Origin of the sequence: Gordonia sp. SCSIO 19800, from assembly GCF_018132775.1 — a bacterium.
Lineage (GTDB): Bacteria > Actinomycetota > Actinomycetes > Mycobacteriales > Mycobacteriaceae > Gordonia > Gordonia hongkongensis.
In genome coordinates this window covers 22,194-45,213 of the sequence record NZ_JAGRQM010000013.1, presented here as the reverse complement: position 1 = coordinate 45,213, position 23,020 = coordinate 22,194, and the positions used below count along the sequence as shown (strand labels likewise).

The 23,020-nt window shown below is 62.5% G+C and carries 11 protein-coding genes; 5 read left to right on the top strand and 6 right to left on the bottom strand.

Annotation, left to right across the window (positions count from 1 at the left end):
• Window positions 1-120 precede the first annotated feature (120 nt).
• The 4 genes from KB201_RS15410 to KB201_RS15395 all read left to right on the top strand — a co-directional run bounded on the left by KB201_RS15410 (window position 121) and on the right by KB201_RS15395 (window position 7,329).
• Entirely contained in the window at window positions 121-1,635 is a 1,515-nt protein-coding gene (locus KB201_RS15410) for a DUF3375 domain-containing protein (protein WP_211539692.1), read from the top strand.
• Complete coding sequence (locus tag KB201_RS15405; protein ID WP_211539691.1) at window positions 1,632-2,468, top strand: DUF4194 domain-containing protein; 837 nt, start codon at window positions 1,632-1,634, stop codon at window positions 2,466-2,468. The genes KB201_RS15410 and KB201_RS15405 overlap by 4 nt, the downstream gene beginning before the upstream one ends.
• Complete coding sequence (locus KB201_RS15400; RefSeq protein ID WP_211539690.1) at window positions 2,465-5,809, top strand: ATP-binding protein; 3,345 nt, start codon at window positions 2,465-2,467, stop codon at window positions 5,807-5,809. The genes KB201_RS15405 and KB201_RS15400 overlap by 4 nt, the downstream gene beginning before the upstream one ends.
• A gap of 1,103 nt (window positions 5,810-6,912) precedes the next feature.
• Window positions 6,913-7,329, top strand: coding sequence for a hypothetical protein (locus KB201_RS15395; protein WP_211539688.1), 417 nt, complete (start codon window positions 6,913-6,915; stop codon window positions 7,327-7,329).
• Between the two features lie 26 nt (window positions 7,330-7,355).
• Here the strand turns inward: KB201_RS15395 and istB are convergent, their stop codons facing one another.
• The gene (istB, locus tag KB201_RS15390; RefSeq protein ID WP_211539686.1) at window positions 7,356-8,144 is read right to left on the bottom strand and encodes an IS21-like element helper ATPase IstB; all 789 of its coding nucleotides are present in this window, start codon (window positions 8,142-8,144) and stop codon (window positions 7,356-7,358) included.
• Window positions 8,141-9,652 carry an IS21 family transposase gene (gene istA, locus KB201_RS15385; RefSeq protein WP_211539684.1) on the bottom strand — a complete coding sequence of 504 codons (1,512 nt, stop codon included), beginning with the start codon at window positions 9,650-9,652 and terminating at the stop codon, window positions 8,141-8,143. Before istA ends, istB begins: the two co-directional genes overlap by 4 nt.
• Window positions 9,653-10,104: 452 nt before the next feature.
• On the opposite strand from istA, the gene KB201_RS15380 reads away from it, so the two are divergent.
• Window positions 10,105-10,353 (top strand): hypothetical protein, encoded by a 249-nt coding sequence (locus tag KB201_RS15380; RefSeq protein ID WP_211539681.1) that lies wholly within the window; start codon window positions 10,105-10,107, stop codon window positions 10,351-10,353.
• Between the two features lie 52 nt (window positions 10,354-10,405).
• On the opposite strand, the gene KB201_RS15375 is transcribed toward KB201_RS15380, so the two are convergent.
• The 4 genes from KB201_RS15375 to KB201_RS15360 all read right to left on the bottom strand — a co-directional run bounded on the left by KB201_RS15375 (window position 10,406) and on the right by KB201_RS15360 (window position 23,020).
• The gene (locus KB201_RS15375; RefSeq protein ID WP_211539679.1) at window positions 10,406-12,166 is read right to left on the bottom strand and encodes a DUF262 domain-containing protein; all 1,761 of its coding nucleotides are present in this window, start codon (window positions 12,164-12,166) and stop codon (window positions 10,406-10,408) included.
• Between the two features lie 317 nt (window positions 12,167-12,483).
• Complete coding sequence (locus KB201_RS15370; RefSeq protein ID WP_211539677.1) at window positions 12,484-14,724, bottom strand: 3'-5' exonuclease; 2,241 nt, start codon at window positions 14,722-14,724, stop codon at window positions 12,484-12,486.
• Window positions 14,725-21,102, bottom strand: a complete 6,378-nt coding sequence (locus KB201_RS15365; protein WP_211539674.1) for a DEAD/DEAH box helicase — start codon at window positions 21,100-21,102, stop codon at window positions 14,725-14,727. It abuts the gene before it with no gap.
• Between the two features lie 169 nt (window positions 21,103-21,271).
• A complete protein-coding gene (locus KB201_RS15360; protein WP_211539672.1) occupies window positions 21,272-23,020 on the bottom strand; it encodes an AIPR family protein in 1,749 nt (582 codons plus the stop codon).

Below are 23,020 nucleotides of genomic sequence, written 5' to 3'. Positions count from 1 at the left end.
CTCAGGGTAACGACAGTGTCGATGCCCGGCTGGACACGCGACCCACCGGGTGGGGCGGCAGCCGCCAGGCGTGGCAGACTACCCGGGTCCTCTAGTCCCCGAGATCCCCGTGAGGCGGCGATGGAGTTCTCAGCCTTCCCGGCTCCGGTCGAGGCCCCCGGCACGTCGAGCGGCGCCGAGTCTGTGCAGCTCACGCTGGCCGACGCGTGGGAATCGAACCGCTCGATCCAGAAGTCGGCGGTGGGACGACTCTTCGCGGCCACCAACTCGGCTCTCTACGTCACCTTGATGGAACGGCACCTCGACTACGGCGCCAAACTGTCCGAGACCGAGCTGACGGTGCGCCTCGACCGCGACCTCGCCGACCTCGACCTCACCGATCAGGCCACTGGCCTCGAACTGGTCAAACTCTGGGCTCGGCAGGGCTGGCTGCACCGCGTCACCGACACGACCGACCCGCACGCCCCCAACCTGTGCCATCTGACCAGCGAGGCGCGGTCGGTCCTGGACTTCATGCGGCGTCAGCGTCGTGAGGATTCGATCGCCACCGGCGGCTCCATCACCGGTATCGCCGCCGAGCTCCGACGCGTCGCGGGTCAGGTCAGCAATGATCCCGATCAGATCCGCTCGGAGATCGAGGCGCAGATGTCCGACCTCGACGCCGAGCTCGCCGACCTCGACGCCGGCCGCCGCCCCCCGGTCGACCTGCGCGTCGCCGAGGACGCCGCCCGCACCATCGGCTATCAGATGGAGCAGATCATCTCCGACATCGGCCAGTACGGCACGATGCTCGACCGCATCACCACCGCGCTGCTCGACGACCCCGGCGACTCCGACCTCGCCTACCGCGACCGCCAGCGACAGCTCTTCGACGACTACGAGGCGCTCCTCGACTCGCCGCAGTCCGCGTCGTACCAGGCGTTCTCGCACCTGATCCAGGATCCGGAGCGGCGCGCGCGCCTGAAGACCGATATCGAGACCATCATCGCCAGCTTCCCGGGTATGGACGCGGGCCTACGGTCGGTGATGGACAACTTCTTCGGCCTCGTGACCCAGCAGATGGCCGAGGTCGGCCGCACCCGGCAGCGGTGTGCACGCCGTATCCGACGCTTCGTCGCGTCCGGGACGCTCGAGCAGAGCCGCGGCCTCGCGCGGCAGCTCAACGACGCCCTGGCCACCGCCAACGAGCTACTCAAGACGTCGCTCGCGGACCGTCGCATCGGCTACGAGCTACCCCTCGCCGCGCCGACGGTGAACTCGATCGGCCGACTCGCCTTCGAGATCCGCGAACACGTCCCGCCCGCACCCGCACTTCCGGCCGCCGTCGACGCCGACCTCACCTCGTTCGCGTCGCTTTCCGGCCAGGTCGACACCACCGAACTCACCGACACGGTCAACGCGGCGGTCGCGACCGGACCCGTCGCCCTGGCCGACGTCATCGGCGGCCTCGAGGAGCCGTATCTCGCGCACGTCATCGTCCTGTGGTCGTGGGCCTCGAAACAGCAAGCGGCAGGGGAGAAGGTGCCGATGACCACCGTCCGCTTCCGGTCCCTCATCGGCGACGACCACGCCATCGAAGTCCCCGACCTGACCTTCACCGAACCGATTCCGACTGCGGAGGTCGACGCCGAATGACATCTTTGCCCCCTGAGGCTGACCAACTGCTCCCTGAGGTGCGAGCGCAGCGAGCCACGAAGGGCGACCCAGCCCCCGACGAATTCGCCGGCTTCGACGACCTGCCCACCGTCGCGAACCGCGCGGCGACCCACACGCCGAACGCACCCCGCTTCGACGGCGACGTCAGTGAGCTGCCCGACCGCGCGTGCTGGGCGCTGCAGAACCTGTTGACCCGCCGCTACATCAGCGGCGACCGACAGCCGCAGCTGTGGTCGTGGGTGGCCGAGTATCAGGACGTGCTGCGCGGTCGCCTCTCCGAACTCGACCTCCGGCTGCGCATCGTCGACGAACTGCAGGTCGCCTTCGTCGAGCAGGCCGGTTACGACTCCCGGTGGGGCCGAAAGATCCTCAAGCGCGAGACAATTCACACCTACGACGCCATCTTGGCGTTGCACCTGGCCAAGTACGTGCGCGCCGCTCGCGACGAGCCCGTGCTGATCACCCGCGAAGAGATCCACGAGCTCTTCGCCGGCGTCACCAACACCATCGACCGCGACCTCGCACTCTTCGACAAGCGCATCGAACGCGCCCTCGACAAGATGGAGGAGCTCGAGTTCCTGCGCAAGCAGCGTGACGACACCGACACCTTCATCGTCAGCCCGGTGATCTCCGCGGTGATGACGGCATCGGTGATCACCGACTTACAGCGCCAATTCGAGCAGTTCATCGGCTCCGGTGACACCGGCGAGGTTCCGCCGGAGGACCTCGCCGACGAGCCTGCCGAGAGGGACGACGACGCGGCCGACCTCGACGGAGCGTACGGCGAGAACGACGAAGGAGACGACTGGTGAGCGGGCAGGTCGACCAGTACCACCTGTCCCGGTTGCAGCTGATCAACTGGGGCGTGTTCGACGGGTATCACTCGATCCCCTTCAGTCCCAACGGTTCTCTGATCACCGGGTCGTCGGGTAGCGGTAAGTCGTCGTTGCTCGACGCCATCTCGCTGGCGTTCCTGCCGGATCATCGACGCAACTTCAACGCCTCGGGCGATGCGACGGCGGCCGGATCCTCCAGCGGCAAGCGCACGGTCGGCAAGTACGTGCGCGGCGCGTGGGGTGAGCGACGCGACGGCACCAACGCCCACCGCGAGATCATGTACCTGCGCGGCACCGGCCCGGCGTGGGCGGCCATCGCGGTCACCTACACCTCCAGCTCCGGCGAGGCCATCACCGGCCTCGTACTGAAATGGCTCGCCGCGGGCAAGATGACCGACGCGCACAGCTCGTACTTCATCTACGACGGCGACGCCGACATCGTCGAGGCCTGCAACGAGTGGGCCGCCAACAACTACAACTCGGCCAAATTCCGCGACCGCGGTTGGCGCGGCGGCCCCGGCGAGGGCAAGTACCTTTCGACGCTGTACTCGCTCATCGGGATCCGCGGCTCCGACGCCGCGCAGCAGCTCCTCGGAAAGGCCAAGTCGCTCAAAAGCGTCGGCGGGCTCGCGCAGTTCGTGCGGGAGTTCATGCTCGACGCCCCGACCAGCATCGTCGGCATCGCCGACGCCCTCGATCAGATCGACCCGCTCGTCGAAGCCCGCGAACTGCTCGACGTCGCGCGCCGCAAGCGCACCATCCTCGGCAACATCGAAGAAGTGCACGAGCGGTACGCGGGGGAGGCGGCCACCTTCTCCGTCCTCGACACCATCGACAACACCACCATCCGCAGCTACGTCAACAACCTGCGGATCCACAACGCGCAGCCAGAGGTCGCCGACCTCGACGACCAGATCACCCGCCTCGACGGCGATCTCGCCGCGCTGACCACCCAGCACGACCAGCTCCGCCAGGACCACAGCCTGCTGCTGTCCCGGATCGCCACCTCCACCGGCGACCTCGCCCCGCTGCGCGAACAACTCGGCGGGGCACAGAAACTCAGCACCGAGGTCACCGCCCGACGCAACGCGTACGAGGACAAGGTCTCCGCGCTCGGCTTCACCCCGCCGACCCGGGCCGAGGGATTCTGGCTGCTCCGCGAGGAACTCACCGAGGAGGCCGCCAAGATCGACGGTCAGCTCGACGCCGGTCGCGCCCACTACGCCGAGGCGCTGGCCAGCGAGGTCGCCGCGCGTACCCGCCGCGACGCCGCGATGGAGGAACTCGGCCGCGTCGAGAACGCCGGCTCCGCACTGCCGCGTACCGAGCACGAGATGCGCCGCGCCATCGCCCACGGCCTGCAGATCAATGAGTCCGAGCTGAAGTACGTCGCCGAACTCGTTGAACTAGACCCCGACGAAGAGCGGTGGCGTCTGGCCGTCGAGAAGGTATTGCGGAATGTCGGTCTACGCCTACTTGTACCGGACAATCACTTCCGCGCCGCCCTGCGGTTCGTGAACTCACACGACATGCGCGGCCGGATCCAGCTGCACCAGGCCGACTCTCGCCCGATGCCAGTTCTGGAGCCGGGCACTCTGGCGTCGAAGCTGCGTCCCGTCGACGCCTCGCACCCGTGTGCCGCCGAGGCCATGACGGTCCTGTCGAAGCTGGGCAACCACATGTGCGTGGACAGTCCCGGTGAGTTCTCCCAGCACGCCAAGGCCGTCACCGACCAGGGCCTGCGCAAAGATTCGGCGAAGCTCGCGGTGAAGGACGACCGTCAGCAACTGCGTCGTTCGCAGTACATCTTCGTCGGGGACGTCGCGTCCAAGATCGCCGCACTCCGTGACGAACTCGAGTACGAGGAGCGGGCGTTCGAGGATGCCCGCCAGGACTGCGCCGAGCTCGATCGGGAGCGGAGCGCCAAGGAACGACGCCGCGATGCGTATCGCCGTGTGTGCGAGCAATTCACGCAGTGGAACGAGATCGACGTCGACTCGGTCGACGACCGGGTCGACCAGCTCACCGACCAGTACGACCTGCTGATCGAGGAGAACCCCGACGTCGAAGCCCTGCAGCGCAAGGCCGAAGACCTGTGGGAGCAGGTGCGCAACGCGATTTCGCAGGCTGCGCTGGTGAAAGACAAGATCGCCCGACAGGACTCCCGGCGCACCCAGCTCCTCGACCTCATCGACCGGCTCAAACCCGAAGACGTTCCCGCGCAGGCGGAGAAGACCCTCGACGGTTTCCGCGAAGACCTCTCGGCAACTCTCGACGTGTTGAACCCAGAACCGTACCGCCAGGAGATCGTTAAGGCCGCGAGCCGAGAGCGCGACCGGATGCGGTCGGATGCTCGTCGTTCCCGCGACGAGTTGGCCCGCATCCTCGACACTTACGACGAGGAGTTCCCGGACGCCATCCCAAACGACAGCGACGACTTCGACGAACGTCTCCACGACTACGTCGCCGTCTGCCGCCGTATCGACGAACGTGAGCTGCCCGCCGCCTACGAGCGGATGCGCCGTCTGATCACCGAACAGGCTCCGGGCGCGATCCTCGGCCTCCACATGGCCGCCGACGCCGAGGAACGACGCATCGTGGAGCAAATCGAGCGCGTCAACACCGGCCTGGGCGCTGTTGCCTTTAACCGCGGTACACGCCTGCGGCTGCGCCCGGGTCGCAAGAAGCTCGCCGCGGTCGAAGAGCTGACCGAGAAGGCGCGCCAGATCTCTAACCGCGCGACGGCCGTCAGCTTCGGCGACGAGCAGGCCATCCTCGAGCAGTACTCCGACATCCTGCTGCTGCGCGAACGCCTCGCCGGCAACACCCCGGAGGACCGCCAGTGGACGCGCGACGCCCTCGACGTGCGGAACCGCTTCGACTTCTACTGCGAGGAGCACGACGCCGAGTCGGGGGAGACCATCCGAACCTACTCCAACGCCGGTGACAACTCCGGTGGCGAGCAGGAGAAGCTGATGGCGTTCTGCCTCGCGGGTGCCCTGAGCTTCAACCTGGCCAGCCCGCACGGCAACGACAACCGGCCCATCTTCGCCCAGCTGATGCTCGACGAGGCGTTCTCAAAGTCCGACCCGCAGTTCGCCCAGCAGGCGTTGAGTGCGTTCCGCAAGTTCGGGTTCCAGCTGATCATCGTCGCTACGGTCCAGAACACCAGCACGATCCAGCCGTACGTGGACAACGTCGTGATGGTGTCGAAGACCGAGGCCGGGCCGGAGTTGCGGCCGGTTGCTACCGCTACCTCGACGGGGATCAAGGCGTTCTCGGAATTGCGGCGGTCGGGGAGTCAGTTGGTGGTGTAGCGGCACCGCCGAGCGGGCACCTTCTGTTGATTGGCTGGCGTTTCACGGTTATGTGCCTCGCCTGATGCACTGTCTAGTGATCACGCGAACACTGCGATAGGGGTCCTACCTTAATGGGATGATGGATCATGCGAATCGCTAGGCTCTGCATTGCGCTCATCGCAGCGTTGTCGGTTGCTTCGTGTGCGTCCGGCGACGAGGGGGTGTCTAGTTCGTCGACACTGCGTTCGCCCACTACAACGGTCGACGGGCGCGGCGCGACTGCCGCCCGCATTGGGGAGCCCGTTGAACGCGCAGACGGCGCTTACAAAATAACCCTCGAAGGCGTCGTAGATCCCGGCGATTGCGCATCATCTAGCACAGCTAGGTCGTCCAGGGACACGAACGACCGCCTTCTGGTTGCGAGGTTCGTGTTCGAGACGGCGGGTATTCCGCTTGATGGTGAGTTCTTAGCGACCACGGACTTCTATACTGTTACCGAACAAACCGTCCGTACGACGCCGAATATTGAGGGAAAGTTCCAGTGCGAGAACGGTACCGAAGGGCGAGCAGCGACGAACGACCCTCTACCGAACGCCCGTATTCTTCGAACCGAAACTCTTCTGGTCCCCAGCGAAGCACAGCTCCTCGGCTACCGAGATCCCAACACACGAGAGGCGTTCGAGTGGAACATAGCTGGGGTTCCCACGGCCCCGTCCCAGGAGACGCCTACGGTCCTGCCGCCGCCTACGACAGTGCCGCCGACCACCGCTCCGCAACCTCCGGCAGACGCGACCCCAACTCCCGGACCGGTAGTGACTCCTCCGACCACGCCTGTTGCGCCGACTTCGGAGAGCTGCGTCGAGGGATCTACCCGCTACAGCCCTAACAGCGGAATTACCTACACCTGCAGGAACGGATCCTGGCGCGAAGGGCCTTATAACTAGTGCGCCACTTGGTAGACGACCGAGATCACCGGGCCTCGCCAGGGTTCCACTCCTTCGTGGTCGAGGAGACGGCTTTTCAGGGTCGCCGCAAGACGGGCGGACCGTGGACGCGTCCCGATCTGGGTCGCTATCGAGACAAAGACCTTCCAGCACGTCCCGCATCAATAGTTCGAGGTGGTGACCTTCGAAGTGAAACCAATGGCCCAGCTCAACGCCGTCGCGGTATTCGAAGCGCTGGCGCATCGTCGCGCTCTTACACATGCGTACGTCCTCGTCGAGCACCGGGACGTACTCGCTACCGCCTACGAGAAGCGCCTCACTGCGTTGAAGCAAGCCGCGAGTGACCACGGAGTTGACGTGATCGTGTTCGACGATCCTGCCGACTACGAGACCTGGGACGAGGTCGTCGTTGCGCACCGAAGCGACACGGCACCAGAGCTACCTAACGACTTCATCGAGACCCAGGTGTCCCCAGCCCGGGCAACAAGTGATCGAGCACGCTATCGAGAGGGGTCGAGCGTGGCTGGTCGAATCGTGTTTCAGGGGCAGGCCCTGTCAACGGCCAGTTTGATGTCCCCGCTGGTGGCCAGGTGAAAGTCCCCACCCTGTGCGGGATGTTCTTAGGTTGGCGGTACCTCCGTTCGGTGTGTCATGCGGTAGGAGTCGCCGTCGGTGATGACGATGGTGGCGTGGTGCAGGAGCCGGTCGAGGATGCTGGCGGCGGTGGTGTGTTCGGGGAGGAATCGTCCCCATTGTTCGAAGGGCCAGTGGCTGGCGATCGCGAGTGATCGGCGTTCGTAGGCGCCGGCGACGAGTCGGAACAGCAGTTGGGTGCCGGTGTCGTCGAGTGGGGCGAATCCGATCTCGTCGAGGATGATCAGGTCTTGGCGCAGTAGGGTGTCGATGGTTTTACCGACGGTGTTGTCGGCCAGCCCGCGATACAGGGTTTCCACGAGGTCGGCGGCGGTGAAGTACCGCACTTTGTGCCCGGCGTGCACTGCGGCGATCCCCAGCCCGATCAGGGTGTGGCTCTTACCGGTCCCGGCCGGGCCAATCAAGGCCAGGTTATGTTGAGCCCGAACCCATTCCAGTGACGACAGGTAGTCGAAAGTGTTGGCCGGGATAGAGGATGCGGCCACGTCGAACGATTCCAAGGTTTTGGTGACTGGGAACCCGGCAGTTTTGAGTCGGTTGCGGATGTTGGAGGCATCACGGGCGGCGATCTCGGCCTCGACCAGTGTTCGCAGCACTTCTTCGGGTGTCCATCGCTGAGTTTTCGCGGTGAGTAGGACCTCGGGTGCGCTACGGCGGATCGAGGCCAGTTTCAATCGGCGTAGCGCCAGATCCAGATCGGTTGGTAGCGGTGGCACTGTCTGGGGTGCAACGGGTTTCGATGTTGTGGTGGTCATGACACCTCCTTGTCGCCGGCGCCGAGTTTGTAGGCATCCAGCGAGCGGGTGGGGGCGGTAGGCAGGTGGCCCAGCAGTGCTGTGCCGGCCGGTCGCGGGTTGGGGATGCCGGCTCCGGCATCGAGGATCGAGCGCACATCGGCGGCCTTGAACCGTCGGAACGCCACCGCCCTGGTCAGGGCGGTGAGCACCTGTTCGTGGCCGTGGGAGGTGATGAGTCCGAGGATGTCATCGAGTTCACCGGCCAGGCGGGTATTACCGATCGCCGCGGCACCGACTAGGAACTGCTCGGCTGGTTCTCCGAGATCGCAGAACTGTTTTTCGGCAGCAGTTTTCGGTCGTGGTGCACGACTAAGGGGTGTGCGTGGCCCGCCGTAATGATCGTCGTTGAGGACCACCTCTCCTGGGGCAGCCAACGCATGCTCGGCGACCACCTCGCCCGAGGCGGGCTCGGCGATCAGGAGCGTTCCACCGTCCTGGAGGAGGGTCACGGTGGCGCCGATGAGCCGGTTAGGAACCGAGTAGCGGGCCGAGGCATACCGGATACAGGAAAGACGGTCGACTTTACGGGTGACAGGCGGCGGGCCGACCTGAGCACGCAGAGACGGTAACGCCGCCAACACTTTCCGTTCACTCACCAGCTGGTCAGTGGGCACCGTCAGCGTATCGCTGTGGCGTCGAGTGTTGACCTCGGCACACCAGTCCCACGCAGCCCGGTTCGCCAGATGCACATCCAGCTGCACGTCGTCGCGACCCGCGGCGATCTTGGCTTCGGTCCACAACGGCTGCGCCAGATCCGACTGCGCGTACCCGCACAGGTTCTCCACGATCCCCTTCGACTCCGGATCGGCGCCGTGACAGAAGTCCGGGGCGAACCCGTAGTGGGTGGCAAACCGCACATACGTGGGGGTGGGTACGACAACGTTGGCGACGACTCCACCTTTGAGGCAGCCCATCCGATCAGCAAGTACCTTGTGGGGCACTCCACCGATCTCCTCGAAGGCTTCAGCAATGAATCCGAGTGTGGTGGTGGCTGTTTCGTTGGTGGCGAACCGAACGAACCGCCAGCGTGAGAACGCCAGCACCGCGCAGAACATGTGTAACCCGCCGATCACCGCCCAATCGATGACCAGGTAGTCACCCGGAGCCCACACTGCCGGGCGACGGCCGCGGTGATGCTCACGGCGCCACTGCGTTTTCTCCTGGGCGACCAGACGACGGAAATTCCGCGCCGACCCCTCATATCCTGCCGCTCGCGCTACCGGTAGCAGCCGTTTGGCAGTGATCCGGCCGTGTGACCGCGCGACTCGCTGCGCGACGAGCTGGGCCACCGCATCGTAGTTGCGGGCCCGTTCCTTGCGATCGGGTGGTTGATCGTCGGCTTCGAACCGATCGACCACGCGCTTGACGGTCTTGTGGGTAGTGCCGCACACCTCGGCTGCGGCGCGATAGCTTCCGAGTTCTCGGTAAGCAGAAATGATGTCCATACGGTCCTTCGCAGACTTCAATGGAACTCCCGGGCGGTGATGGTGATCGGTTGGCACCTTCACCGTCATCGCCTGGGCCTTCAGTTCCGGGTCGACACGACGAACACAGGGTGGGGACTTTTATCTGGCCACCAGCGGGGACCTCGACCTGGCCACCAATGGGGACTTTCTCACGGCCATGGACAGGCCCAATCGATCTTCACAAAAGACAGCGGGTCGCCCGGAACTATTTCTCGGGGCCGTGTGAGCGCAAATGGCAAGGTAGTCGCTAAACGACTACTCGTCGTCAGTACTCGCCGTAGAAGCCGACGCGCGCGCAGATTAGGTGCGTGCGGAGGACAAATAGTTCCTGCGATCAAAACTATCGCCGACTTCCGGGTCCACCGCCGAACCCAAGCGAACCTAGCCCGGGACGCCATACTGGCGATAAGCGGTAGCCGACTATACTACGCAATCGAACTGGAGCTCAGGAAGTGACAGATGAAAGCGAAGCCCAATACATCGCGTTCGTCGACGGCACCCAAGTAGTGCGTGGTCTAATGCTGGTTACTGACTACGGCTGCTTTCAGCGAGACGAATCCGACTGGATTCCAATGGATCCAGACGACGAGTTTTCGCGCGAGATCGAGGATTGGGAGGCGATCGATACTGGTAAGTTCTTCGTCGAGCTCTTCGACTTCGCCCAGAACTCAGACGGTCGGCTTACTCGCTCGGATTTGTGAGGGGCGGGCTTACACGCAAAGTAGCTCGGTAAGACAACTCCGAACCTTTTTCTCATTCCTGGCCGGGAGTCGAGCCGAGCGCTTCGACAAGCCTGTCTCGAATTCTACTACGTCGTTCTTCGAAAAATTCTAGATAGCTTTCGAGATGCAATGGCAGGTCATAGAGATCATTCTCCTGCAAGTAGTGGATCCGCTTTACCTCATTCGGGAATGCATGCCGGGTCCAGGCGTTCGGCATGGCATCCTGCTTCTCAATATTTGCGGTGCCCGCTAGTAACTGTAGATTTGGCAGAAGATTTACCGTCGATAAGTAGTCGTCGATCTTGTCCTGCGGTACGCCCGCGTCAGTCAACTTTCTCCGCGTGAATTGAGACTTGGGGAAGATATGGTCTTCATGGAATTTTTTCCCCAGGTCGAGGCCGGGGTAGAGCACCGAGAGCACCGAGAAGGTTCGCTGGCCTGCGTACTTGAGGTTCAGCAGCTCGTCAATTTCAGCAATGTCGAACGTCAGACTCTTGCCTGAAGCTGCCATCGCACCCTCGATCTCCGTCGCCGGAAAGCCGCTCTGTGCTTCATTATTCAGAACGTCCCGTATCCGGGTTAGTAAGGTATCGAGCCCCGATCCCCAGATACCACGCTTGATTAGAGAACGAGTCACCCATCTCTGGACGGCGAGTCGATCAGCTGCGTCCGCACTTGAGTCGAGGTACGAGTCACTGGCCTTCCTTAAATGAAGGTAGTGCGCCAGTGGAATGACAACACTGTTGGCCGTGAGGTTGCGTTCGTGGTAACCAAACTGCTGTAAAAGCGTCGCCGCACGAAGGAGTGCCCCCTTTATGTCAGGCCAGATTTTCTCGACTTTCGTCATATTTGTTTGCGTAAAATTGGAAACTTTGAACCGAACATCTACTTCCGAAATTGTAAGTGCTGTTTTAAGCACAACATCTTTGGTGAACGAGAACTGGCGTCCGGCATTGCTGTTCAGCTCACTTACGAGGGAACGCACTTCTTCCCGTGCATCCAGATCTTGCCATTGATTTGTCGCCATCGACAGCAGGAGGTCGGAGTACGAGAGCGTCGTCCCGCCGCTATTTACGCGCACAAAGATCTCGAGGACCTTATCTGGATCTTGGTCAGTGACCAGGAAGTAGTTCATGGGCTTGAGCACGCGAACTGCTTCGTAAAGGTCGTAGAGTCGTTGGTGTGCATCCGGTATATTAGCGATCCGACGGTCACCGACTGCCTTCGTCATGGCCGGTCCCGAGTTGCTGAGGGAGAGTATGTCCCCCACACGGAACCACTTATCCTCAGCATCAGTTTCAGCTGCGGATTCCTTGTCAGTGAGAAATCGGAGATCGTATCGAAGGCCGAGTTCCTCGCCTTTCGGATCATCAACCAGGTTCAAGTAGAGACGTTTGGTCGGGAACGCGTCGGGACTATTCCACCAAGCGTATTTTTTCTTTTCCGACAGACTGCCATACAGCGCAATGTTAAGTGATGTCAGTCGTTGCTGGCCATCAAGAACGGCAGTCGTACCGGCCCCGGCTGGTACTGTAGCCTTCCCGGCGTAAGGGTAGTCGCGCTCGTGGTAGTGCGTCAGAAACTCGTAGAACGTGTAGGACTTGGCGGTCTCCGACTTGACGTCCCATAGGAGGAACGAGCCGACGGGGTATCCGCGCATCAAGCTGTCTACCAGGCGGATGATCTGGTCGGCGTCCCATACAAACTCGCGCTGAATAGCGGGCATCAAATATTCGTGCGTGTGAATCGCAGAAAGCATCTCTTCGATGGTTTTGGGCGTCTGAAAGGACATGAACTCTCACTCGCTCGCCTGTGCGGGGACATGAGTATCCCGGCTAAATATGTTTAGTTCACGCTGTAGTACATTGATTAGCTTTCGCGCCATTTCCTCATCTAGTTCGATGACCTGGCTCGGCTTGGGCCCCGACTTCCGCATGTCAGACCCGTACGTTGTGATCTTGAGAATCTTCCCTCGATCGGGGTCGTCCACGACGACGTACGTCCCGTCGACTTCCGACTGTGGCGGCCGGGCACCGCCCTTCCCGGGCTCCAGCGATCTGATGAGTGCCATTTGTATCCCTCGTTGTTGTCGTAGCTCTTCGATGGTCTCTAGACCGCGTTCGCAGCCAACAACTCCGACCGCTTCCCGCTCCAGGTCACCACAAGCTCATCCCTCGCCCTCGACGCCGCGACATACAGAAGCGACCGCTCGCGCAACAGTGCCTCGGCCTTCTCCTCCTCAGGAACCGAACGGAGCGTCGCCGCTGACGGCACGTGCCCGGCGTCGACGCCAGCGAGGACCACCCGCGAGAACTCCATGCCTTTGGATCGGTGCATCGTCAGTACCTGCACATGCCCGGAAGCCGCGGGGTTGTTGTCGAGCGCCCGTGCTTCGACGTTGCGCTCCCCAAGGGCTCGCACGAATTGGCTTCTGTCGTTCTGGCCCCTTGTCAACACCGCAATCGTGGACTTGTCGACACCCTCATCAATCCAAGACTGGACCAGCTCCGCAACCCTGTCGAGTTCGTCCGCGGCAGAGGTACATTCGACGAGCCGAGGATTCGGGCCCAGGCGCGCAGATCGATATTCTTCCGTCGTCTCTTCGCCTTGTTCAAGGTCTTTGTACTCAGCGCCCGACAGGATGCTCACCGCGAAGTGAAGGTTCTGGGCGGTGGTTCGATAGTTCAGCGTCAGGCGTCGCGCCCGCCCGACAATCTTGATTCCGAACCTCGACAACACAACTGGCTGCCCGTAGATTCGCTGATGCGAATCCTCGGCAATGAACAGATCGTTAGGCCCCTCCGCTACCAAAGCTCGGAGCAATGCCCAATGCGCAGCGTGAAGGTCCTGGGCCTCGTCGACAAGCACATGGTCGGCGACGTAGTCGCCTCCCGCTTCGACCTGCAGTCGCAAGTGTTCTGCAGCGAGCGCGAGCACCTCCGGAAAGCTCAGGCTGCCATCGACTCTCTCCTGTCGACGGAACGCTTCGATCAACTTCCACACTGCGATCCGCTGAGGCCTGCTCAGTCTCACGCCGCGGCCCGGCCGCGCGACCTTCGCGTACTGCTCCAAGTTTGTGATGCGGTTCGCCAAAACAACAGCCACATACTCGTTCTCAAGAAACCCCGGCGTCGCTAGCTTGGCATCGAGTCCGCTGCTGACAGACTGCACGACGTCGCGCCACACCTTGTCAGAGCTGGTTCGGTTGTGGGTCAGCTCTGCGCCCTGGTACCCAAAGACGTTCTCTGCTGCGGCTGAGATATCGCCTGCGTGGTTCACTACAGCATTTCCGAGGGCATCGATACCGGTCACGTAGACACCTGGCTCACCAAGGCGCTCGGCCACAACGACATTCGGATCGAGCGTCTTCAAAGCCGACTTGAGGTCTGCTGCGAGCGTCTTGTTGTAGGTCGTAAGCACTATGCGCGCGTTGGGATTCGAATTCGCGAGGTGGCGTGCTCGATGAATCGCGACCACAGTCTTCCCCGTACCGGCGCCACCGGACAGTCGGAATGGCCCGCTGAAGTCCTTCTCCACATACTTTCGCTGTTCTGGATGCAGGAAGGTGCGCCAGGCCGCGAAGTCGCCACCTTCGATGATCCGGCGGAGCTCTTCATCGTCTTCAACAAAGGTGAATTGCATCTTCGATGCCGGTTGCTCGAGTGCCTTAAGGATCTTCTCGTCCTCATCGAGGTCCTCGTCGACCGGAGCGTCCGTGAAGCCGTGCTTCTCTCGGATCGTATCGATGTGCAACCCAGTAGCCAGGTCGAGGAGCGCGCTGCCCTGCCATCCGACCGCATTAGCGGCAATGTCGACAAGGACGTCCTCAGTCGACGCAGCGAGCGCCCGTTCCGCGAGATCGGAATCAAGACCGAGTCGGTCAGTGAGGTCGGCGAGACTGAACCGTTCGGCGAGGTAGGGCTTCGACTCTGCTCGCACCACGCGATCGAGCTCGCCTTTCCGGTCCGGTACGACTGTGCGCTTCTTGCGATCATCGTCTCCGTCGAGTTCCCCGATGATTCCTTCGAGGACACCGTTGATGGGGTTGACTCGAAGCTGGGATCGCTCTGCAAGTTTGTTGGCCTCGTCGTGCGGCCAGGTGCCCATGTAAATGAATGTGGGCTCGTCGCCGAGCTTGTCGTCGACCTTGAACAGGATCGCCCGAAAGTTGAGGTCGACTCTTCCGGTGCGTACTCGAGGATCGATTGCTCCGTTGAGGGGTTCGATGTGAAGGCCGGGGGCGGTGTGATCCGCTGAGAGCTTCTCGATGAAGGCCCAGACCTTGTCCTTGATGGTCTTGTCGAGCTTCTTCATCGCCTTCGTGTTCGACGCGATGACCAAGTTGGCCATTTACGACACCCCATTCCTTATCGCGGTTGCGATCGCCTCAGCATCCGGCGGGCACATTGTCCAACCCGCATCCGACATCGTATGGGCGGTCGTCTCGTCGGGATCGAGCAAAACGCCGATCCCGTGGTCAACCCACACAAAGTCAACTACGTTGCCGTCGTCTGTCTCGTAGCCAAGCTCCGGCACTGGAACGTTCGCCGCGGCGAGGGCTAGTACCAGCTGCTTCTCCGCATCGGACACTGTGGCGTCGAAGGCGACCCGCCAGTGATGGCTTAGATCAGCAGAAGTGGGCGCCGAGGCTGGCGCCGCATCGTTCTGGTCGAGCAGGCTTCGTGTGGTGATCCGATGGTTACGGCTCAGGCCCAGCCAGTTGGACAGGCGCAGCCATTCTTTCCAGGCATGCCCGTCGAGGACTTCTAACCGGTCGTCTCGGTCGTCGAGCGCAAGGACAGCGTTAGTAGTCCGAGTGCTGGGCCGCATGGTGGCGGCGGCAACCAACGGCCCATCGATGTACGACCAGCACATGTCGACACCGTCGCCAAAGTGCGGAGTCTTGCCGTCCAGCAGGTCGAGAGCTCGGGCACCGACGGAGTCACCGTCTCCTTTTGCCCGTGTGCCGCCGCCGACGAACATCATCGGTACCCACCGGCCCACCTGCTCCCAGGTGTCGAGATCGGGGTCCGTGAGGAACGACAGGAGGGTTGTGATGGGGTCAGCGGACAGCAGTTTGACGACGGTGGGCCGGAGGTTGCCGGCGGCCATGATCTTCGACGCGGCCTGCTCGGTGAACCACGGCGGTGCCGGTGCTGCCTTGTCTTTGAAGCGCTGAAGGTCTTCATGTCCAAACGACCAGACGATATGTCCGCTGTCGCGTAGGACGGCTCGCTTGGCGGCGTCGTCGGCGACGCGGTTGCAGTCTGGCACGGCGTGAAACCTACGGCCGTCGGCGAAGATTGCGATTCGTGGAATCTCGGGATCGGTAGTCGCAAGTTCGAAGTCGGGTTTGGCATTGACCATATGAACCTGCGGGGTGAGCTTCCACGTGCGGATCTTCTTGCCGGGTAGCACGATTGTCGCAGAAGGTCCGTAGGTACCTGGAGTTTCATTGACCGTCGCACCCATTGCGCGGAGACGTTCGATGAACGCGACGTAGAACTCCTTCTCGAGTGGCGACTCTTCGCTGCCGATTGGCCTGGACGGTGCCGACTCGGTCACGTCCGCGAACCACGTCTCTCGATTGGGTTCCGCGTCGCCGTCCACAGCAAGGAGATCATCCAGTACGCGCGCCGCGGTCTTCCGAGACACCTTGTCGAGGTCGTGCGGCGGAGCGAACGGCAAAAGGCACTTGTGGCAGGCCAATCGATCGTGCTCCGCGCAGTCACAGTTGCGGACCACTGTTCGCGCAGCGTCGAGCACGGACCAGACTTTCGTGGGGTCTGCGAACTCGGCCAGATAGCCGGTGCCGCCCGGGACCGTGTCGTGAATCAGTAGCGCTCGTTGGCTTGGGGCGTGAAGGGCATCGGGAATCGTGGCTACGTCGAGGTGCTCGGGGGATCCTCCGATGACCTGGCGTAGTCCCAGAAGAATCGCCGCGCTGAGGCTCGGGTGTGCGAACGGGTCGTACTCCAGCGCTCGTGGCAGATGAAGTAGAACGCCCTGGGTGCGCAGCGTGCGGGCCAGAGCGATTTCTCGGACATGTTCGGTCGCCGCATTGCGATGACGACACCAGCTGCGGTGCTCGTAACGGCTATTGCGGCCGGCGGCACGGTCAAGTTGGCCACAAGCTGAGCACACGCGAAAAAGCCCTGTTGTGGTTTCTTGTCCGGCGATCGTGCGGGTACCGCCCTGAGAGGTGCGGCGGCCCATATTCAACCATCGAACATCCAAGCGGCGTAGATACTCGGCGCCGAACTCGAGTCCGCCGACGAACCATGCGCGATCGACGTTCACCGGATCGATGTCCGCAGCGGTGACGACGGTGAACGACTCCTTGTGCCGCTCGTCGCGCGAGTCGTTGATCGACGCTTCGTCTCGGCGCACCTCGGCGGAGACACGAGCCATCTCAACCACCTGTAGCTGCTGGCTCACATCTGCAATGGATGTGGTTCCGCAACGAGGACACGCGGTGACGGTTGGTGGTTCCTCGCCGGCGAGTGTAATTCCTGCCCAGCCACATTGCGGACAGAGTCGCCAAGTGTGGATGTTGGACTCGCCGGCACCAAGATCGACGGCATCGATCCGGGCCGCCAGGCCCTGCGCGTAGAAGGTGGCGCCAGGAGCTAGTTCCGTCAGCGCTACGCGGGAGCCGCGCTGGTAGCTGGTGGCCTCGCCCATGTACTGATTGGTGTCGGGGTCAATCCAGGTGACTCCCACATCCAGGGTGACGGAGTCGTCGAGCAAGGTGTAGTTGGGGAGAACCCCGTAGCGTTCGAGGACGCTGATCCAGTAATCGTCGGTGAGGTCGTGAATTTGGCCGCCGAGCAGTCGCAGTGACCCCTTCGCGGTTCGCAGATCTCGTAAGTCGTCGTCCGTGGCGGCAGGCGATGATGCCCGTCGCTCGAACTCTGGCATCTCAGCTTCGACGGCGGCGCGGCGTGCGGTGAGCTCGGTGAGGTCCCGGTTCCAGCGATGTACAGCCTCTCGGAGGTCCGCGACGAGTTCGCTAGGCGAGCCATCGGGTCCGGGTGTGGCCCAGGTACGCAGCGAGCCTCGTGACTCGTCGTCGAGCACCTCGTTGAACTGAGCCAAAAAACCGTCGAGGAGCGCGTCGGCATCGGTGCTAACGGCAGTAAGCAGGTCGGCCATCCAGCTACCGGGATCGAAGCTGCCAAGCACGGCGCGGGCGCCTCGGGGAGTGACGGTGTTGGGGTCGCGGGCGAGCCGGTCGATCACGTGCGCGATGTACTGGCGTTGCAGGATCTCTTCGGCGGTGAGGAACGTAGCGGGCGGCCGGACGTCCCCCTGGATGACCGAGGTTGGATCGTACAGCTTGGGCAGGTGTTCACCACGCCCGCGTACAAAAGCAAGAACTAGCGAATTCCCGGTGAGACGTCCCGCGCGGCCGACGCGCTGCAGATACGACGACACGGTCCGGGGTAGTGACCCAAGCATCACCGTCGACAGATCACCGATGTCGATGCCCATCTCAAGAGAGGGGGTGGCGACGAGGACATTGGGTGCCTGTGGATCGGCACCGCCGCGCTTGAAAGCTGTCTCATAGCTGAGTCGAGTTGCAGTGGGTAACAACGACGTGTGTTCGCGCGCCACGACACGTTTCATTTCAGCGCTGTCATACAGCCGGCGGTAGAAGTTTTGCGTTTTCGGCGCGCGTGCGAGAAACCCCGGGCAGCGAACGAGAAGGCAGGGGGCGCCGTCGAGTTCGTCGACAACGGTGGCCGAGCCGGGCGTCGGTGTCTGGCAGACGCTGCACACCAACAGGTGCCGGCCGGCGGCGAGGTCGTCGTCGTTCGGGGCGGAGATCACGATCGCGGCAGCAGGCAGCCCGTACGCGGTGAGGCCGCTCTCGGTCAGGACCGCGGTGAGGACGCGCTGCTCGGCGAGTACCGAGAACAGGGAACGGGCGAGGAAACTTCCGTCGAGTGGGGACACGCCCAGACATTGCGAGGCCCACCGGGCGTACCAAGATGAGGCCGCGGTGATGGCGTCGAATCCTTCGGGGACCGAGCGTGATCCGACGGCAGGGAACGCAGCTGCGGGTCGGCCCGTCGGGAAGGCGGGCATGCCTTCGCCTTTGGGGCGAGCTCCCCAAATCCAGCGGCGATTAGCATCCTTCTCGACGTACTTGCGGAGCCATGGGTGATGGATGGCTCCCCGGGTGCGGACGCGTTCGACGGTGCCGCGAACCCAGCGGGTGATCGCCGCCGGGGCGGGTGCCTCGAGCGCCAGTTGGTGTTCGGTGGCGTTGAGGGCGGCGCGGCCGAGCCGAACGGGCCGTTCCGTGCCGCCGAGGTCCACTTCGGCGACGGCGCTGCCGGTGAGTTCGAGAGTGCGTCCGAGACGGGACTGCAGACCGAACTCCATGTCGATGTCGAATGCAATGCGACGCAGCACCTTGGTGGTGGCCTTCTTCCGGGCCGCGGTAGACGCGTCTGATTTCCAGAAGGGGACGAACTCGTCGTGGTCGACGATCTCGGGGCCGAGTAGGTGGTAGCGGCGGATTGGGTCGTCGCCGGCGCGGGCGATGACGGCCTCGCACAGTTCTGACAGGGTGAGCGTGGTATTGCCGATGGCGCTGCGCAGGGTGGAGCGCAGGCTGAGAGTGTGGGAACGGGCCTGCACGAAGCCGGCACGATGTGCGGCGTCCTGCACGCTGTCGGTGAACATCAACGCCTTCTTTTCGTCGGCGTCTAGGCGGGCATCGCCGAAGAGGTTCGACAGGGTCACCGAGAGTTGGGTGGCGACGGCGCTGCCGAGGAAGCGGATGCCGTCGGCGGCACCGCAGGCCGGGCACATGTCGTTCTTGGAGTTCTCCTCCTCGTTCTCGCCGACGAGGACGAGCACCGGCAGGACCTTGCCTTCGAGCTGTTCGGTGCTCTCGGGATCGGGTGCGGTGCCGGTGATTTCGCGGTCATCGATGCGGAACCAGCGCAGGCCCTCGATGTGCTCGTCGGGGTAAGTTGCGGTAAGCAGGGCCTCGGCTGGCGCGGAGATGAGGGCGCGGAAGCGGGAGGCGCCGGCGGCGTGGTCGGCGCGGATGGATTCGTCGGTGACGTCGAGGGTGTGGCCTGTGGGGGCGAGGCGGGCACCCCATCCGGAGCGTCCGCAGTGCCGGCAGTACAGCGCCGGGAGGTGCATAACGTTGCCGTCTTCGTGGACACCGTCATCGGACCAGCGATACGAGGTGCTGTTGGCGACGGCCCTGTCGATACGGGATAGTTCCCGAATCCACAGGTGCACTTCGACATTCAGCGCGTCGCGGCCGATCTCGGCGCGGAGATGGGAGAGCGCGGCGAACAGGTAATCGAGGAACCGTTGCTGCGCGGCGTGGATGCGGCGGGCGTCGTGGTCCGTCGCGGGGGTGTCGAACACTGCGGGCGCGAGGTCGGCGAGGGAGGTTGCATCGACAGCGTGGTCGAGGAGTTGGGTCAGCAAGGGGTGGCTCTTGAACAGATGCAGCTGCTCGACGTATTCGAGGTGGCGCAGATCGGTGGGGGTGAGCCGACGTTCGGTGTCGAGGTCGTCGGCGGCCGCGAACAGTTCGGTGCGCTCGAAGACCTCCGCCCGCTCGAACAGTTCGGCGAGCACAGCGGTCGTGAGGGCGGCATTGCCGGGGGAGCCAGCGGCGAAACCGTCGAGGCGCTCTACTGCGTCGGTGACCGAGGGCGTCTGGATGGGCTGATACAGCCGTTCGAGTGCGGTGTCGCGATCGACGAGCCACGCGGCGGCGGTGAGTCGGGTTTCGCCGATGACGGCGTCGGTGTCGAACCGTTCGCCGAACACGGTTTGCGCGAAGCCGAGCATGGCGGTGGGTTCGGCCTTAGAGCCGAGGGTGGCGGAGGTGGCGACGGGGGTGATGCGCCCGAGCGGGCGGCCGCGGTCGTCGTCGGTGACGGGGGAGGTGTCGGTCCAGTGCGCTTTGACGGTGAGCCCGAGGCGGCGGAGGAGCATGGCGACGTCGGTGCCCTGGGCGCCGTCGTAGGTGTGGAACTCGTCGAGCACGACGTACTGCAGCGAGTCCGCAGAGAGGCGCCAGATGTCGGCCCGGTCGGGATGCAGCAGCAGGTGGTCGAGCATCTTGTAGTTAGTGAGCAAGATGTCCGGAGGAGAGGCGTGCATCAGCGAGCGGTCGGTGATGAGGCCCTCGTCGGTCACCTTGGTGCGACCGCCGGTGGACTGCTCACCGGTGTAGAGGCCGGCGGAGACACCCGATAGTTCGGGGTGTTCGGTGATGAGACGGGCAAGGCGTTCGGCTTGGTCGTTGGCGAGCGCGTTCATCGGGTAAAGGATGAGCGCCTTCATCCCGGTGACGCCAGCGGCTTTGGCGCGCAGGACGTGGTCGAGGATCGGGTAGAGGAAAGCCTCGGTCTTGCCGGAGCCGGTGCCGGTCGTGACGAGGGTCGGCTGCGGACGCTTCTGGAACTTGGTTGACAGCCGCTCGAAGGCGGCAGCCTGGTGGCCATAGGGGGTGAATCCCTTTGGCCACCAGTCCATGTGCATGCCCAAGTTGCCGCCGGCTGGCGCGAACGGTAGCCGCAGACGGGCGTAGGGGCCCTTGAACATGCCGGTTTCGGGGTGGCCGACGAAGTCCGATAGCGCGCCCTGGGCATCGGGGTCGGTGAGGGCAAACGTGGTCGCGAGGTAGTCGGTGAGACCTGCGCGGAGCTCCCTCGTTTGCAAGGTCGGCAGCAAGGCGGCCATGAAACATCTCCTAAACTAACTCGATTTGGCCTGATCTGTCTCAGCAACTATCGACATAGCTGGGTCGTCAACCTAGCGTTCAGGCGATCGCTACCATTCTGGTATGCACAACAACCTAAACCGTTGTCGAAATCTCCGCGTCAGGAATCCTCCCTTGAACGGCGACGTCCTAGAAAGGAGCGACTTTCTCGGCGAACTCTGAAAACACCATCGAGTTAGCACGTTTCGTAGACGCCACAATGCTTCGGAAGGTTGCCACATGAGATCTCACAGTCTCTCTGCGGCGGACACCACCATCATCAAAAGCCGGACCGAGCTGCGAAGACGCGAAGGGAAGCAATGCGTCTACAAGGGGCATCCAATAGTCGGTCGCCGTCGCCGGGCTCACTTTACGACCGAATGACAGTGCAAATGCATTCGGTATCGCGCGGCCAATATACGTCTCCGCCGAATTAGCTATAGCCGCAACCAGGAGGTAGAGAGAACCGCGCCGTCGGAGATAGTCAAGCGCATCACGATCATCTGATGTTTGCTCCTCGGTGTCGAGTGCACTCAACTCTGCCTTGCGGGCAGCGACTGCACGCCAAAGCGAGTAGCAAAAGACTATATGCTCAGCACTGGTGTGATCTGAAAAGAATTTGGCATACACATGGTCTCTATTCCAGATACTGGCGAGGTCATGGTACGCGGTCGTAGGGTCTTGGTGGAACGCTGCAATAGCTTGAGCAGCAGTGTCTGACGGAACGAGATTGGACGGCTTTCGTGCCCGGTCGTCACTTCCACCGCGTCGAGCACCTAGATAGAGAGAGTCGGGAATCGATTTAAACTCTTCTCGGAGTCTTGTCTGAATTCGGTCGCCACTCCGAAAATCGGATGGCTTAATCTGGTTCTGACTATTGTTGTACCGAATTATGTCCTCAACTAACCTCTGGTTCGAGGATTGGACGAAACGAATCATCACCTTCGCATCTCCAAGTCTTTCCTTATCGACTCGACCCAACGACCCGGTTGTTTGAGCGCCATTCACAACCGCAATGCCATAGAGCTTGAGCTTACCCGTTCTTTTATCAGAATCGAAACTGTTGACAAGCGCCGTAACGCCGTTATTAAAGGCCCAAAAGCGCCCAGGCTCATCTCGAGCGGTTTGCTCTATCCCGAAATTGATGTTCTGAGCAGAGCGCCGTCTTGGCATGTATCCCCGCACATTGGCCGAGAAGAGTCGGTCCAGGTGCTCCTCATATAGACCGTGAAGCCAGGTTGCAGGTACCGAGGTACATACCGCGCTCCACTCGTCACCCTCCTCGGTGAACCAGTCCCTCGTGGGAACATTGATTTCATCCGACACTAGAATCGGATTCTTCTTACTAGCGTACCAATCGTTCAGTGTATCTTTACCAACCTGAAGATATCGAACGTCAACAGTTCGGTCAGGATACTGCTGAGCGAGAATGGCGTTAGCAGTCCGAGCTGCACGTTCTAGTTCGTCGTCCACATTCCTTGATTCACTCAGATTGTGGGAATACCACAACTCTATCGAATCGACCTCGCCTCGTTCAATCGCCTCATGCAACTCTGTCGCCGCCGTGCGCAGACCTGAACTGAGGTCGGCGGGCCGCTCGTTCCCTAATACCCAGCTTGCCGCAATACCGAGATCGGCCGCCTTATTCGACGGGGCTTCTGGTTTCGACGCATCAGCGGCGAGGTAGCCTTGGCCGAGAACCGCTACACTGGTTTCTGCATCAATGTAGACTAAATCGCACTTGCGGTCGCCTTTGCCGTCTGTGATAGATGTTGCAGCTATAGCTGCAACATCTTCCAAATCGAACCGCAACTCGAGGGCGTAGAGCAGCAGGCCGTTTGGATGGAACTGCGCGAGGTCGTCCCTGCTCGCGAACGCTCTGAGTGCCTCGATACTCAT